This window comes from Lentilactobacillus kosonis (genome assembly GCF_003864335.1).
In the GTDB taxonomy this organism is placed as follows: domain Bacteria; phylum Bacillota; class Bacilli; order Lactobacillales; family Lactobacillaceae; genus Lentilactobacillus; species Lentilactobacillus kosonis.
In genome coordinates, this window is the sequence record NZ_BEXA01000009.1 from 1 (window position 1) to 14,618 (window position 14,618).

23 protein-coding genes and 3 pseudogenes are annotated in these 14,618 nt (G+C 35.3%); 22 read left to right on the forward strand and 4 right to left on the reverse strand.

Annotated elements, in window-relative coordinates; all coding sequences use genetic code 11:
* Positions 1-150: 150 nt before the first annotated feature.
* The 4 genes from NBRC111893_RS09930 to NBRC111893_RS11520 all read right to left on the reverse strand — a co-directional run bounded on the left by NBRC111893_RS09930 (position 151) and on the right by NBRC111893_RS11520 (position 2,639).
* Complete coding sequence (locus tag NBRC111893_RS09930; protein WP_439957185.1) at positions 151-1,155, reverse strand: tyrosine-type recombinase/integrase; 1,005 nt, start codon at positions 1,153-1,155, stop codon at positions 151-153.
* 307 nt (positions 1,156-1,462) lie between these two features.
* On the reverse strand, positions 1,463-2,005 hold the full coding sequence (locus NBRC111893_RS09935) for a PH domain-containing protein (protein WP_125008970.1): 543 nt from the start codon (positions 2,003-2,005) through the stop codon (positions 1,463-1,465).
* 64 nt (positions 2,006-2,069) lie between these two features.
* On the reverse strand, positions 2,070-2,477 hold the full coding sequence (locus NBRC111893_RS09940; RefSeq protein ID WP_125008971.1) for an ImmA/IrrE family metallo-endopeptidase: 408 nt from the start codon (positions 2,475-2,477) through the stop codon (positions 2,070-2,072).
* A gap of 3 nt (positions 2,478-2,480) precedes the next feature.
* Entirely contained in the window at positions 2,481-2,639 is a 159-nt protein-coding gene (locus NBRC111893_RS11520) for a hypothetical protein (protein ID WP_225417740.1), read from the reverse strand.
* A gap of 455 nt (positions 2,640-3,094) precedes the next feature.
* Between NBRC111893_RS11520 and NBRC111893_RS09950 the strand changes: the two genes are divergently transcribed.
* The 22 genes and pseudogenes from NBRC111893_RS09950 to NBRC111893_RS11530 all read left to right on the forward strand — a co-directional run bounded on the left by NBRC111893_RS09950 (position 3,095) and on the right by NBRC111893_RS11530 (position 14,597).
* Entirely contained in the window at positions 3,095-3,310 is a 216-nt protein-coding gene (locus NBRC111893_RS09950) for a hypothetical protein (protein ID WP_125008972.1), read from the forward strand.
* A 37-nt stretch (positions 3,311-3,347) separates the two neighbouring features.
* Positions 3,348-3,611 (forward strand): hypothetical protein, encoded by a 264-nt coding sequence (locus NBRC111893_RS09955; protein WP_225417746.1) that lies wholly within the window; start codon positions 3,348-3,350, stop codon positions 3,609-3,611.
* A gap of 173 nt (positions 3,612-3,784) precedes the next feature.
* On the forward strand, positions 3,785-4,003 hold the full coding sequence (locus NBRC111893_RS09960; protein WP_125008974.1) for a hypothetical protein: 219 nt from the start codon (positions 3,785-3,787) through the stop codon (positions 4,001-4,003).
* A 106-nt stretch (positions 4,004-4,109) separates the two neighbouring features.
* A complete protein-coding gene (locus NBRC111893_RS11930; RefSeq protein WP_261341451.1) occupies positions 4,110-4,241 on the forward strand; it encodes a hypothetical protein in 132 nt (43 codons plus the stop codon).
* 17 nt (positions 4,242-4,258) lie between these two features.
* Entirely contained in the window at positions 4,259-4,582 is a 324-nt protein-coding gene (locus NBRC111893_RS09965; RefSeq protein ID WP_125008975.1) for a hypothetical protein, read from the forward strand.
* Positions 4,582-5,073 carry a siphovirus Gp157 family protein gene (locus NBRC111893_RS09970; RefSeq protein WP_125008976.1) on the forward strand — a complete coding sequence of 164 codons (492 nt, stop codon included), beginning with the start codon at positions 4,582-4,584 and terminating at the stop codon, positions 5,071-5,073. Before NBRC111893_RS09965 ends, NBRC111893_RS09970 begins: the two co-directional genes overlap by 1 nt.
* Positions 5,070-6,445: pseudogene (locus NBRC111893_RS09980) on the forward strand (DEAD/DEAH box helicase). Before NBRC111893_RS09970 ends, NBRC111893_RS09980 begins: the two are co-directional and overlap by 4 nt.
* Before the next feature lie 40 nt (positions 6,446-6,485).
* On the forward strand, positions 6,486-7,217 hold the full coding sequence (locus NBRC111893_RS09985) for an AAA family ATPase (RefSeq protein ID WP_125008979.1): 732 nt from the start codon (positions 6,486-6,488) through the stop codon (positions 7,215-7,217).
* A gap of 2 nt (positions 7,218-7,219) precedes the next feature.
* Positions 7,220-7,825: a hypothetical protein gene (locus NBRC111893_RS09990; protein ID WP_125008980.1), complete on the forward strand. Its 606-nt coding sequence runs from the start codon at positions 7,220-7,222 to the stop codon at positions 7,823-7,825.
* A 69-nt stretch (positions 7,826-7,894) separates the two neighbouring features.
* Positions 7,895-8,679 (forward strand): annotated as a pseudogene (locus NBRC111893_RS09995) (bifunctional DNA primase/polymerase).
* Positions 8,680-8,992: 313 nt separating this feature from the next.
* Positions 8,993-9,825, forward strand: a pseudogene (locus tag NBRC111893_RS10000) (VapE domain-containing protein).
* A gap of 377 nt (positions 9,826-10,202) precedes the next feature.
* A complete protein-coding gene (locus NBRC111893_RS10005) occupies positions 10,203-10,358 on the forward strand; it encodes a helix-turn-helix domain-containing protein (RefSeq protein ID WP_125008981.1) in 156 nt (51 codons plus the stop codon).
* 103 nt (positions 10,359-10,461) lie between these two features.
* A complete protein-coding gene (locus tag NBRC111893_RS10775; protein WP_160114486.1) occupies positions 10,462-10,647 on the forward strand; it encodes a hypothetical protein in 186 nt (61 codons plus the stop codon).
* A gap of 5 nt (positions 10,648-10,652) precedes the next feature.
* The gene (locus tag NBRC111893_RS10010; RefSeq protein WP_125008982.1) at positions 10,653-10,970 is read left to right on the forward strand and encodes a VRR-NUC domain-containing protein; all 318 of its coding nucleotides are present in this window, start codon (positions 10,653-10,655) and stop codon (positions 10,968-10,970) included.
* A gap of 10 nt (positions 10,971-10,980) precedes the next feature.
* On the forward strand, positions 10,981-11,211 hold the full coding sequence (locus NBRC111893_RS10015; protein ID WP_125008983.1) for a crAss001_48 related protein: 231 nt from the start codon (positions 10,981-10,983) through the stop codon (positions 11,209-11,211).
* Between the two features lie 33 nt (positions 11,212-11,244).
* The gene (locus NBRC111893_RS10020; protein WP_125008984.1) at positions 11,245-11,634 is read left to right on the forward strand and encodes a DUF722 domain-containing protein; all 390 of its coding nucleotides are present in this window, start codon (positions 11,245-11,247) and stop codon (positions 11,632-11,634) included.
* Positions 11,635-12,090: 456 nt separating this feature from the next.
* The gene (locus tag NBRC111893_RS11935; protein ID WP_261341452.1) at positions 12,091-12,222 is read left to right on the forward strand and encodes a type IV pilin domain-containing protein; all 132 of its coding nucleotides are present in this window, start codon (positions 12,091-12,093) and stop codon (positions 12,220-12,222) included.
* Between the two features lie 111 nt (positions 12,223-12,333).
* Positions 12,334-12,603, forward strand: a complete 270-nt coding sequence (locus NBRC111893_RS10030; RefSeq protein ID WP_125008986.1) for a hypothetical protein — start codon at positions 12,334-12,336, stop codon at positions 12,601-12,603.
* A gap of 16 nt (positions 12,604-12,619) precedes the next feature.
* A complete protein-coding gene (locus NBRC111893_RS10035; RefSeq protein ID WP_125008987.1) occupies positions 12,620-12,931 on the forward strand; it encodes an HNH endonuclease in 312 nt (103 codons plus the stop codon).
* Positions 12,932-13,096: 165 nt separating this feature from the next.
* The gene (locus NBRC111893_RS10040; RefSeq protein ID WP_225417741.1) at positions 13,097-13,447 is read left to right on the forward strand and encodes a phage terminase small subunit P27 family; all 351 of its coding nucleotides are present in this window, start codon (positions 13,097-13,099) and stop codon (positions 13,445-13,447) included.
* A gap of 218 nt (positions 13,448-13,665) precedes the next feature.
* Positions 13,666-14,061, forward strand: coding sequence for a helveticin J family class III bacteriocin (locus NBRC111893_RS11525; RefSeq protein ID WP_225417742.1), 396 nt, complete (start codon positions 13,666-13,668; stop codon positions 14,059-14,061).
* A 23-nt stretch (positions 14,062-14,084) separates the two neighbouring features.
* Positions 14,085-14,597 (forward strand): hypothetical protein, encoded by a 513-nt coding sequence (locus tag NBRC111893_RS11530; RefSeq protein WP_369689743.1) that lies wholly within the window; start codon positions 14,085-14,087, stop codon positions 14,595-14,597.
* Positions 14,598-14,618: the final 21 nt, after the last annotated feature.

Below are 14,618 nucleotides of genomic sequence, written 5' to 3' on the forward strand. Positions count from 1 at the left end.
TCACTTATGAATAAAATAGCTCGGAATAGCACGAAAAACAGCGCTATTACGGGCTTTTTATTTTTGAATGTTTGTATAAAACGGAATGTCTTGGATAAGTTTCTACACCAATTCTAAACCAAAAATATGAAACGAATATTTCACAAACTTTTAAATTAGACTTCCAATATCAAGAACGTCTGCAGAAACTTGATCACGTTCCATATGCGTGTATACATCCAAAGTGATTTCTGCATCAGCATGGCCAAGTTGCATTTGAACCGCTTTAGGATTTATTTTATTAGTCACTTGAACCGAAGCAAATGTATGGCGTAGCCCATGAACACTAATTTTTGGCAGACCGGTTTCTTTAATGAAATGGGCTAGCCAGTGATTAGGGGTCATTAATGACATCATATTGCCAGCTGCATTTTGAAAGATAAAGTCAGTTGCTTTAGGTATTTTCGGTAATGACTTTTTATATTCATTAATAGATTTGGAAGTGGCTTTATCTAAAGCTAATGTACGGTAAGCATTAATGGTTTTTGGTGTAGCGATAATTTGTTTATTGTGAAGAGATCTAGAAACAGTTTTGTTTATAGAAACTAAATGTTGCTGTAAGTCTACATCATTCCATGTTAAAGCCAACGCTTCACCTTTTCTCATACCTGTTGTCGCAAGCAAATAAAATAAAGTAATTCGATCATAACGTATATCATGGTCTTCATTGTAAACAGATGCTAAGAATTCTTTGAGTTGCTGTAAACTCCAGTAATTGTGTTTATTATTATCTAGCACGTCAACGTGCTTTTTAGGAATATCGACTAAGTCCATTGGATTAGCAGGGATGATTCCAAGCTTGACAGCACGGCGGAAAATTAAACTGGTGTAAGACATGAATTTAGAATAAGTTTTATATTCTTTTTTCCAATTCAATACTAATCGCTGGCAATCTTGCCATGTGATTTTTTTAATCTGCTTATTGCCGAGTACAGGTAAAACGTGTTGCTCAAATATGACTAATACATGGTTTAAGGTAGCTTCTTTAACCGTTTCTTTATATGTTTCTAGCCATGTATCATAAACAGCTTTAAAAGTAGGGTGACTATTGAAGTCACCAATATTAAGCTGATCAGACTGCTTTTTAAATACATTTTTTGCTCGTTGAAACGCAATCTTAGCTTCTGATGATGTATTAAAACGACCGTGGAAATTTTTTTGTTTTTTATTACCATTCGGATCAACGTAACTACCAAGGTAGCCTGTTACTTCATATAATAATGTTCCTTTTACTTTTTTCTTTCGTAATTTTCATTTTATTTATCCTTTCGTAATTAAACCTGTGCGAAGGGTATTTACTACGGATAAACTTGCACCACCTCCTTAATATGATAAAATTGAGTATATTAAAAGCACCGTTTTATAACGGTTGTGATATTCGAGCACATCTTACTTCTTGGCGGGAGGGATGTGCTTTTTTTATTTAGATTCCTAAAATTTGTTTTTTCTTAGCTTCAAACTCATCCTTAGTTAAGATACCATCATCTAGCAATGATTTGAATTTACGTATTTGATCTATGTCGTTATCGATATTATCAATACTTGTATTATTTATATTTCTATTGTTGCGCAAAACTTCTTTATAACTTTCTGCGGTTTCTTTAATCTTAGCGCTTAAAGTTGATGCATTGTCTTTGGCTATATTGGTTATCTCGGTCGTAACAGCACCATTGACGACTGAAACTTTTCCTTGAACTAATCCTTTTTCATAAGAAACACCATTGACCATATCTAATGGTATTTCGGTTGATTTGATTCCATATAGTAATCCTTTGTCGATGAAGATGACTCTCTTCTGAGTCAATACGACAAGAACAGTGCTGTTTCCTATGAAACCAGAAGTAGCATATTGGATAACTTCATCATCTGATAAAATATCAGGTAATGCTTTAACTTCTTTTTTTGTTCCAAATAGATCATTAACGTTCGCATCAATCATTTGTTGTTGTATAGTTTCTAAATTCATACGGATTTCATCCCCCAGAAATAATTATCAGCTTTTTTGTCATCAGAATTTGGACTTTAATAATTTACACGGCAATTGAATTCTTTAGAAGTTCATTACGTACTAAATCTTCTAACTTATAGGGTATTCCAAAAATATTCATAAATTTGACCACATTATTAGTTGGAATTTCGTTTAATTCTGCGTACTTCATAAGGATATCAATAGCACGTTTGTTAGCAGCGTATTCTTCTTTTATGATTGCTGCTGGGAAGCCTTTATCTCCTTTATCACCATTTAAAATATGGCTAATTTCATGAGCAAATTGAAATGGAATTTCCGTTTCAGGATTCCAATTCATGTTAACAATAATAAGATTCAAAGCATAACTAGATATAGGCACTTCATCAGAGGACAATTTTTGCCTGTTCAAAATGAATCCTATTTTATGGTCATATGCATAGTTACAAAGGTAGGTAATCAAATCATCCATATATTATTTATCCTTACTGTCGAGATATCCTTTAACAATGCCTCGTAATACTTCACGTTGCGATTCAGTTATAGGTTTTCCTTGATAACTTCTCATGGCATCAATAGCTTCTTCAACTTCTAAATCACGATCAGTTTGGGAAGCAGAAGGGTTACCTAGCAAATCATCAACTGAAACATTAAGAACTTTAGCAACAGACTCTAAACTGCTTTTTCTAGGACTGTCAGTTCTTTTCCAAGTATTAAAGGTAGTTTTCGCTTAGATTTGCTTTTCTTTCAACTTCGGCAATAGAATATCCGCGACTTTTAGCGATTTTTTTAGTTCGTTCAAATAGCGTCATACAAGGATTCCTTTCACTCTTGAACAGATTAACTAGAAAATATTTATAGAAAAAGCTAGACATATCTATAAAAAGATACTAGAATAATCATTGTTAAGAAAAGTTATTAAGAGATTTGCCAAAATAGTACACATATAAATCAGCTTGGCGGGTGATGAATTGTGTTTTATGGCTTATTTATTTATGCTTTAATTCTAGAACTATTTTATAGAAAAAACAAGCATTCTATAAAAATTTTTCTTAACAAAATTTACTAATAAATAAGGAGGGATGCAATATGTTTATCAAAATGGAAACTAATAGTCGTGCAGAAGCAAGCAAATCTTGGCTAGCAAATCATAAGGATTTAGAAACGCAAGGAACATTGGCCAAAAGATTTGGTAAATCAAGAACATTTGTTAGTTTATCTTTGGGTAAAAAGTCAGTTACCAATGCTTCAGAAAAACTAGTTAATGAAATTTATGAATATCTTTCAAAAAAATATGGTATTTAGTAATGGTTCGTGGAGAAAGGAGGTAGTCGTAGTGGGCATGTCAATTACATTTCCTGATGAATTTTTGAAAGGCGTACAAGAGGAAGTTGTGAAACAAGCCAGTCAGGCAGTTAAACAGGCTGAGGTTAAATCAGGATTACCTTTTTGGATGAAAAAGAAACAGGCAGCGGTTTATATGAATGTATCTGATAAAACATTAGATTTGTTCATTGCAGATGGGTTAAGAACCGTTGTAAAAGGCGGGGTACAAAGAATTTCAAAAAAATCTGCTGATGAATACTATCAACAATACGAAAATTAAAAGATCTGTGCGAAGGGTATGTAATTAGGAGGATGCAGAATGAAGGAAATTATTTGGAACTATTTTAGTACAGGATTAGGATATTTAATTTTGATGTGGATCGGATATATTATTTTCGGCATGATTTTACATCCTCGGGATTGGTTCAATTAATGAACGGAGGTAAGTAAAGAATGATTAATATTCAAATAACTCAAGCTGAGATGTATCAAGCACTTGATAAAGCGTATCAAATAACCAAGAAGAATGATGGGCAATTCTTTAATCATTTGCTAACGATCTATGTCAATAAATTTGATAGCACAGAAATGCATGACTGGGTAATGAACAAGATATTAGATGATTTTATTAGTACCTTAGGAGATTTAGCTTCACAGGAGGTAAATAAATGATGATTTTAAAAAGAAAAAAAGCCCAATGGCGGCAACCATTAGGCGAGAAAATATTTCAGATAAAATTTTTACGTCTTAATGATACTCGAATTAGGAGGACAACACAATGGATGAGATTCAAAGAAGAATTAAAAAAATTAGCGAAGTGATTGCTAAAACACCGATTGGCGAAGAGCAATTTTTGAATAGTGAATTTTTATTATTGGATTACGAAAAGAGTAAATTATTGGCACGTTAAGAAAGAGGTAAATAGTAATGAAAATTTTAGTGCAGCATCCCTTGACGAAAAAAATCAAAACAGTTCCATTTGGTTATTCATGGACTTTCTTGCTCTTTAACTGGTTTGTTCCGCTATTTCGAAAAGATTGGTTAACCGCATTTGGGTTATTACTAGCAAATTTAGCTGTGACTTATTTATCGGGAGCTGATGGTAATTTTGGATTGGTGGCAATGTATGCCGTTTATGCCGGATTTTACAATAAGGATTACGCAAAGCGCTTATTAAAGCGAGGATACCAACCAGTTGATGAAGTTAGTCAAAAAGTATTAGAACAGTTTGAGCTAGGGGGTAATAAATAATGGCGAATTTATACGATTTAACACAATCTTATCAAGAACTATTAGATGCATTAGAAAATACAGAAAGTGATCCTAAATTAATTGAAGATACTATTGCTTCAACTGGAATAAATGAACAGGTAGAAGACAAGTTTGAGGCATATGGGCAAGTAATTAATCAGCTTAAATCCGATGAAGAGATTGTGAGCGCGGAAATTAAACGTTTAACAACCAAAAAGCGTACCTACCAGAATAATTTACAACGATTAAGAATGGCACTGATTGATTCAATGGCAGCAATTGGTAAAGATAAAGTAAAAACATCATTATTTAGTTTTTCGATTAAAAATACCAGATCAGTAGATATTGTTGACGAATCAAAGTTACCAGAATCGGTGTTGAATGTGCAACCACCTAAGCCAGATAAAAAAGCAATTAAGGAATTAATCGAATCAGGTGAACAAGTTCCAGGAGCCACTATTTCTTTTAATGAAAGTCTGATGATTCGATGACCTTTGATCTTCGAGATTATCAAATTGAAACTATCAACCAAATTGTTAGTTCAATGAAGGCTGGGCACCATTCTATTATGGTACAGCAACCGCCTAGGACTGGAAAAACTGTAATCATGGCTGAAATAGCCAAACGAACTACTGATAACGGTAACAGAATAATGTTCATCGTTCATCGTAAAGAAATCGTTGATCAAGCAAAACATACTTTGCGGCACAAGGCGTAAATATGAAACTTGCAACGGTAGGGATGGTTCAAACCTTAACTAGACGGGTTGATAAATTACCGATGCCAGATGTTTTGTTTGTCGATGAAGCACATCACGCTTTGGCCAATTCGTACAGAAGAATCATTGATAATTTTCCTAATGCAATTAAATTATTGTTCACAGCTACTCCATATCGAATGAGTGGACAAGGATTTGAAGAAGTCGCAGATGATTTAATTGTTGGAAAGTCAGTGAATTGGTTAATAGATCATGGAAACTTAGCTCCAGTTGACTATTATGCTCCCAAACAAATTGACAGTCGATTATTGAAAACTAAGCGAACCGGTGAATTCACTGAAAGCAGTATTGCCAAGGCAGTAAAGCCAAAAATATATGGTAATGCAGTTAAGAATTACCAGCTCCTAGCCAAAGGAATGCAGGCAATTGCTTATACCTATAACGTTTCAAGCGCCGAGAAGCTGGCAGAAGCTTTCAATAATGCTGGAATCACAGCGAAAGCGGTATCCGGTAAAACGCCCAGAAAAGAACGTGACGATATTATCGAAAAGTATCGGGATGGAAAAATTCAAATAGTTACTAATGCAGAGCTTTTCACTGAAGGATTGGATTTACCAAATGTGGATTGTGTGATTATGTTACGGCCAACCCAATCGTTATCACTGTTTTTACAATTTGGAATGCGGGCAATGAATCCTAGAAAAGGCAAAACAGCGATCATTATTGATCATGTTGGGAACGTGGAGAGATTTGGCCTTCCAACCGATGACAGAATGTGGACGTTAAATGGTTCAGAGAAGTCTAAACGTCAGCAAAAGGGCGAAGTTATCAAATCAGTAACGGTATGCTCACAATGTTTTGCAACCTTTTATCGTAAAGGAAATATTTGTCCTTTCTGTGGTGCGGAGTTAGTTACAGATAAAAAGATTGAAGTCGTAGAAAATGCCAAGTTAGAGAAGATAAGTTCCAAACGTAAAGAGCTGGCGCAAAAAATTATTGATGATCATGCCGTTATGAACATATCTGACAAAACTCCTGGAGAATTAACTACGATGACAGAATTAAGAGCATATGCAAAATTACATGGTTACAAAAAAGGTTGGATTTACTATCAGGCTAAAAATAAAGGGTTAATTAGACATTGAAAATGTATTTGATAAGGATAAGACAACGAAGGAGAAAAATATGACTTTATTACCTAAAAATGAACCGCATAGAACAATTGATACACCTAGAAATTTTTTCATTTATGGAGCCACTATGAGTGGAAAAAGTTATTTGGCTGAAAGATTTCCAAATCCAATTTTTTTAAATACTGATGGCAATTCATTAGCAAATCGGGCACCTTCAATCCAATTAAAGAATGAACGAAATTCAGATGGTAGTTTAAAAAATAGCGTAATTGACCAGTTGGATGAAATTATGCTGGAACTGCAAACTATGAATAATAAGCCAGGATATGGTTTTGAAACAGTAGTGATCGACGTGGTGGATGATGTGGCCACAATGATTGAACAGGCCATTAGTCTTGAGAACAATGTGCAAACATTGGCAGATGTAGGTTATGGAAAGGGATATGCTGCATTTAACGCAGTTTTTCAGGGATTAGTGATGGAATTAAAGGCTTTGCCATTCAATGTAGTTTATATCAGTCGAGTAGACAATAAGCTCAGTGATGATGGTACATCAGAAGAAATACCATCCCTTAAAGTTAAGTATTACAACATCGTCAATGGTAACTGTGACTTAGTTATCCACACACAGAAAATGGGAACCAGATACGTCCGATCGATTACCGATAAACGAAAAGACTATTACGCTAGTCGTATCGATGATGCGAAGATTTTACAGATTTTGAAAGCAATTCCTGGAGCAATTCAGCCAGAAACACAACAAAATGAAAAGGCAGGTAAATAACAATGAGTTTAAGAGATTTCGCAAGTAAAGGTTTAGCAGGTTTTGACGCAAAGAATGATTCAATTAGTACACCTCAAGGTCTACCAGCTGGAGAATATTTAATGGCAATTGATAGTATCGGACATTCAGCATTCAAATCAGGATGGGATGCTTTCAGCGCTTCATTCCAAGTAGTTGAAGGTGAACATACTGGCAGAAAAGAAAATGTGAATATCTCATTCGCTGAAACTAGTAAGGATGGTAAGCCAATCCCAGACTTTGTTTTAGATCGTAATATCAAATTCGTGGCCAAACTTGGTGCTTTAGTTGGCATCGATATCACTGCCCAGGATTTTGATTTTGATAACGAGACTGATTTACATGAACACTTAGCTGATAAACTACACGCGCAAAGCGGAAAATTCGTTGTTTTGGATATCATTGAACGACCTAATAAGAAAGATCCATCAAGTCCTTACCGTAGTTATGACTTAAAAGAAGCTGATCAACCTGAGGTGCCAAATGTTGAAGATAGCGATATGCCTTGGGGAACCGAACCGGTAATGCCAACCGATGCTGATGCTCCGGCTCCCGAAGCTGATAATGATAATCCATTACCATTTGATTAATAATATTTAAATACGCACGTGATCGTAAACACCAAGCGGGGTGAGAGGCCCGTTATTGCGAGGTATACAATGGAAAATCTAATTAATTATGCGGTTAGTTATGCAGAACATGGATTTAGCGTGTTGCCTATGATTGGTAAGAAACCATTAGTTAAATTTGCTGATAGGCCTCCATTAACTGTTGATGAAATCAAAAAATTTGGAAAGAACATCCATATGCAAATATCGCATTACGAACAACTAATTTTTTTGTGGTGGATATTGATCGCCATGAGAATGGGGCTGATGGTTTTAAATCTATTGAAGAATTAAATCATGGGGATTGGTTTAAAAGAACACTGGCTCAGAAGACTGCCGGAGGTGGCCAACAATTATTTTATATGAAGGATGACAGTCAGAGTGTTCAACAAAATATTGGTTGGTTACCAGGGGTAGATATTAAGGCCCACGTTAATAATTATGTTGTAGTAGCACCAAGTGCTAATCATGAAAAACGCTATGTATGGTTAAATCACGAACCCATTGTTAAAGCTAATGTCGAGTTAATTAAAGCAATTAATAAACATACAGCTAGTAATAATTATCATCCTTCAAGTTACAAGTCAGGGGATGGATCAGCTACTTCTGAATTGTTTGAAAAGATAGTAAATGGTTTAGGCGTAACAGGTGGTAGAAACAACGCTTTGGCTTCTTTTATTGGTGGACTATTGTTTAGAGGGGTAAACGCTAAAGAGGCATATCAGTTAGCCTTAACCGCTAATCAGAATACAGATGAGCCACTCCCAGACAACGAAGTTAACCGTACGTTTGAATCGATGCTGAAAAAAGAATTACGAAGAAGGGAGGCTGAATAATGAGTGTGGAAGATGCCATTAATGATTACGATAATAAGGTCACTAATTTACCAATTGATGATTTAGACGTAATGATAAAGACAAAATAGTTGCTAACAGCTTAATAAATGTTGAGTTGATTCTTGATCGTGACCCGTTATTACATGGCAAAATCGCTTTTAATGAATTTACTTATGAAATCGAATTATTAAGTGATATTCCATCCCTGTTTCTGGAGAAAGGGACAATTGATGATGATTATCCACCAGCTATTTTGGGATATATCGAAAAAAACTATCATGTGTTATTCAAAGACAACTTGTTGCGCTTAGCGATGACAAACGTTGCCAGAAGAAACGTTTTTAATCCTGTATTGGATTACTTCGAAGAGTGTGAACGTAATTGGGATGGAAAAATTAGAAGCGATGATTTATTACCTGATTTTTTAGGTGTGGAACATTCAGCTGTTACTAGTTTACAAACTAGAATCTTCTTTGTTGGTGCAGTTGCTAAGGCTTATCATCCTGAAATGAAATTTGATTATGTACTAGATTTGATTGGTGGTCAAGGTGCTGGTAAAACCACTTTTTTAAAAAGATGTCTAATGATTGGTATACTGACCAATTTACTGATTTCGAAAATAAGGATAATTATGCCAACATGTTGCGAGCATTGATCATAAATGATGATGAAATGACGGCAACAAACCATTCCAGCTTTGAGATATTAAAAAAGTTCATTAGTTCAGAAGTATTGGAATATCGTAAACCATATGGTCACATGACGGTAAGACGTTATAAAAGTTTTGTCATGGCCAGAACTACTAATGAATTAACTTATCTGAAAGATAAAACTGGTGAACGGCGATTCATGCCAAACTTAGTCAATAAGTCATTGCAAACAAAATCACCATTAACTGAATTGACAAATGAAATAGTGGCTCAATTATGGGGCGAGTTTACCGCAATGTATCACGAAGGATTTAGATTTTTACTTAGTGATGAAGAGGAACAATTGCTTGAGGATCATCGGAAAGCATTTATGTACATCGATGCTCAAGAAGAAGCAATTGATGAAGTTCTTCAAAAATGGAATGAAGACTTTATTACTAGTGCAGACATTGCGATAAATCTTGGCGAAGATAATCTTTTGGCAACCATAAGTTAGCCAAAAAATCAAATATGTTATGGATAATCGTACAGATTGGGAATCAGGTTCCCGAAAAATAAACGGTAATTCTAAAAGAGGGTATCGGCGTAAAAAAAGTTGATACTGGTTGCTGGATGTTGTCATTAAATTGTGACAAGTGGCAACTGCATTTTTTCCTAGAGTGGCAACGGATTCAGAAGATAAGTTGTTACTAATATACTATTTATATATATAAATAATAATAATATATATAGGGGTATATAGGGTATATAAAAGTTTGAACGCATCATTTTATTGTAATATGCGCGAAACCCTTGTGGGAGTAAGAGTAATAGTTACAACCCAAGTAGCAACCTAGTCACATTCTAATAATATATTATGAAAGGGACAGTCTAATGAAAAAAGAGGTCACAAATAGAATTGCAGCAATTAGAGAACAGCAGGGGTATACCTTGCAGCAGGTTGCTGATGCTATCGGAGTTGGTAACAATACCATTAGTAGATATGAAACGGGTATTAGGGAACCTAAATTAGCGACATGGCAAAACTAGCTAATTTTTTGAAGTCTCAGTTCCTTACTTACAAGGAATTAAAAGTTATTTAATCAAACCAGAAACTGGCGATGTAGTCAGAATACCGATCTATAACTTGTTTATGTCTAATAATGATGTGCGTCATTATTGCACTGTGGATATATCTGACGAAGAAAGATATGAATTAACTGAAGAGCATGAAATTCCAGAAGAAACAATCGATATGATATTAGGAGCTGCGAAAATATATTCTAATGTTCCGTTTAGGCCTGAAACATACATCGATATTAAAGTTCGGGAATGGTAAATGTCATGACGAGAGAACAAAAAATACAAAATGATATTCGGGTTGCAGTTTCTAAATCAGGATGTACTATTTTTAGAGCAAATGTAGGCAAAGTATTGTTAGAAAATGGCAGATGGTTTGATACGGGTTTACCCAAAGGATTTCCTGACTTGTTTGGCTTTAGACATTCAGATGGACGTTTTTTCTTTATTGAGGTTAAAAATGAAGTTGGAAGACTTAGGGATGATCAAAAGAGGTTTGCTAGTATGCTAAAAAAATATCCCAATGTCATATATGGGGTGGCTAGATCAGCAGAGGATGCAATAAAAATTGTAGAGGAATAGGAGTGATCATATGACAAAAAGTGAAAATAAAGCAATTATTGATAAATTGAAAATGGAAGCAAAGGGTTTGGATGAACGAATAGAAAAATTAGAAGATAGTTTTAATAACAGATTCTTCAGTAGTAAATATTCAGACAAAGAATCAAATAATAAATCATTGATGCACGTTCAATTGCATTCAATGAAGAATTATAAACACTGTGTTGAGAGACGTATTAGTATGCTGGAAAGTGTTGAGTAATGTGAAAAATATGTATGTGAAGGGAGAGCTTAAATGAGAAGCGGAACTTATAAGCATATTGAACAGATATTAAAGGATCATCCCTATATAGATCGTTATATTAAGGAACGAGAAGATTCCATTAGTTATCCATATGTAGAACGTGATAACAATGTGGGAGGTGGTAAAGCACAGTTTAAAAATAACGAAGGAACAGCTAGGGTTGCAATTACGATTGCAACTGATAAAGAAATAATTTTTTTAAAGTATACAAAACGCATGGTTGATGAATGCTTAGAAGAGACAGATGAGGATACTTTGGAAATCATCCAAGAATTGTATTTCAAAAAACGCAGTACGATGACTTTAACTGGACTTGGCAGAATGTTAAATCTAAGTCGTTCACAAGTCGCAAGAAAACGTAGTGATTTTTTGAAGAGGTAGCAGCAAAATTAGGATTTGCTCAATAAGAAAACATGCGACAAACATGCGACTTTTGGCATTACTTTTGATGCTATTATGATAGCGTGGAATTAGTTCATAAGGAACTGTTCCATAAGGTGCCGTTGTGTTTGTTGACTTCGTTGCGTGTTTTTGTTCAGGAGCTGTTGTGATTACAGGAATCTGTGAGGGTTCGAATCCCTGCAACGGCTTAGCTGATTGGTGACAATCAGTGGTGTATTACCTCCAATATATTTAAGATTGTTAGTTTTTCAGCTTTTCTTTCAATCATTCTATTTACAGCAAATACAAGAGCAGCATTGTCTATTAGGCAGTGCTGCTTTTTGCTTACATATTATTAGAAAGGTCAGGTTTGATATGGAATTATTATTCGTTGTATTTTTAATCCTTATAACAATTAAGTTAATTGGCTTACTGGCAATCCCATGGATATGGGTAATGATTCCAGTCATCGGCATGGTGCTAATTGTTGTGATTGCCATGATTGCCTGTGCAGTTGTGTTCTGTAAAGTCGGTGCACCAGAGAGTGAGCACGACAAGATGAAGCAAGACATGGATAAGTGGTGGTAGCCATGATGATATTATTCTATGCCGTGATAGAGATACTGGTGACAGTTGTTTTATTGTGGCAATTAATACTGACTTGGAAAGATAAATAACCTTCAGAAGGGTAGTGATTATATGCCTAAGGTTCATCGGTGTGGTGAGCATGGCTGTCGTGAGATGATTCCACTAGGATATCGCTATTGTGAGAAACATTATAAACAGCACTACAATGATTACCTGCATCAACAATCAACGAGACAAGCGGTTGAAGGCTATCGCTATCATACCCTTAGACGAGCTAAATATTATGACCAGCATAAAAGGCTTAACAAAGATGAAAATGCTGACAAGGAAAATTCAGTAAAAGATTTGGCTAAAAAGTTTCGACATAAAAACTTCGGATAAAAACGAGGCTAAAAATATGTCTCAAAGTTCTAGGGCAAAGTTTTATTATTCAAAGCCATGGCAAAAGGTTCGTACAGCCATTGCCAACCGTGATATGAATATTTGTCAGGTGTGTGGTCGGTCGTTACATCGGATGTATGTGGATCATATTATTCCCTTGTCAGTGTGCGATGACAGCCAACGACTAGATGCTGAAAATTTGTGGACGCTGTGTGGAGGTTGTCATAATCATAAAACAAGATGCGAAGAAAAAATGACTGCCAAAGAATTAAAAATACAAACTAAATCAGATTGGATGCGACGGCTACAAAAAAAGGCCCGCCCCTAGGTTGCCAAAGAACACCGCATAACAATGCCGTCGTCTTATAAAAATTTTCAAAATTTTTTAAAAAAATATAGGGGGGCTTCGATAGTTGAACCCTTGAAATAACAATATTCCGATTTGCCCTGGTATGGGCATTTGGTGCCTATTTATACCCAAGGAGGTGGCGAAATGCCCAAAAATGGCGATTATAAAATTTCTGACGAGCCACCTGCATATATGGCGGGGACGGCTAGATATTTATGGCGCCGAATAGTTCCGATTCTTAAAAAGGATTCTAATATCAAATACCAGGATAAAACGTTGATTGAAGCACTATGTATTAATTACCAGCTCATGCGTGATTCGTATGATGATATTCAGAAGCATGGTTCTGTTAAAGCAGCATATCGGACAATAACCAACCCAATTAATGGCGAAATTGTGGCCACTGATTTTGTTGGTTATAAAAGAAATCCTTCAACCCAGATTTTGATTCTGCTTCTGCAAAAATCAAGGCCATCTCAAAAGACCTGGGAATGACGCCACAAAGTCGAGCTGAATTGCTAGCTATCCCAGAACAAGGTAATGATGTTGATTCAATGAAAAAACTAAAAGAATTATTCGGCTAAAAGAAGTGCACTAGATAGTGTGCTTTTTTTGTACATGAAGGGAGGTGGTTACATTGATTTAGACTTGGGAATAAGCACATTTTATAATTCATGCCACTTAAAAATTAAAAAAACAGGAGATTATTAATTATGGTAACAGCAACTCAAAGATATACATTAAAATTTCACACCACCAACAAGGTTGTTCAAAAATGCTATTTAGATTTTGACGGAGGCTATGCCTATGCACTCCAAATGCCTAAAGAAGATACTAAAGACACATTATTATCTAGAGCACCAATTGGAAACAGCACAACTCTCGATTTTACAGATTACATGATGTTAAACAATTTTGGCCATGTGCAAACATTTGAAGTTTTCACAGATGATGATGGATCAAAGTGGGCTTGGGTAGCAACATATGCAAGCTCAACAGAAAAAGACAGTATTGGGGATCAATGGGCTAGTCGTATTGGAGTTATTCCATTGGATGGAACTGCAAAAATGCTAGTTCTGTTCATTCACTTACTGATCTTAACTACCTAGGAACTGGTAATAAAGACTTCCCTATGCACCGTGTAGATGGTGCATTATCATCAGATGGAACTAGATTAGCTATTTGGACTGAAGCCAAAGGTAATTCAGATGCTCAAAAGAAGATTACAGCGTTAAATGCTAAGCTTTTATTTGCTGCCTTAAAAGACGGAAATATTGACGCAAAGAAGGATAGTAGAGTTCTTCCTAAAGGTAAGTTCTTTGTTTCATCTCGTATTATTTCATCATATTCTTACCCACAAGATTCTTGGCAAGGAATGGAATTATCCAACAGAACTAAAGCCGGATATAACTGGGTCTATTTAACTAGTGGTCAACCTGGAGATACTACCAAAATTGTTCGTGCTCCATGGAACTTTTCTAGTCCTGCACCAGAAACTTTAAATGTTTCTATCCCTGGAATGGGTGCGCACGAAACCGAAGCTCCTCAACTGTATGGTGATAACGTTTATTTTGGTATTGAAGAAGAACTATCTAACGGAAGTCATAATCACTATGTTTACAGCATTAGTAAGTCTGAGTTTTAATATAAAAAGCCCTTCAAATGA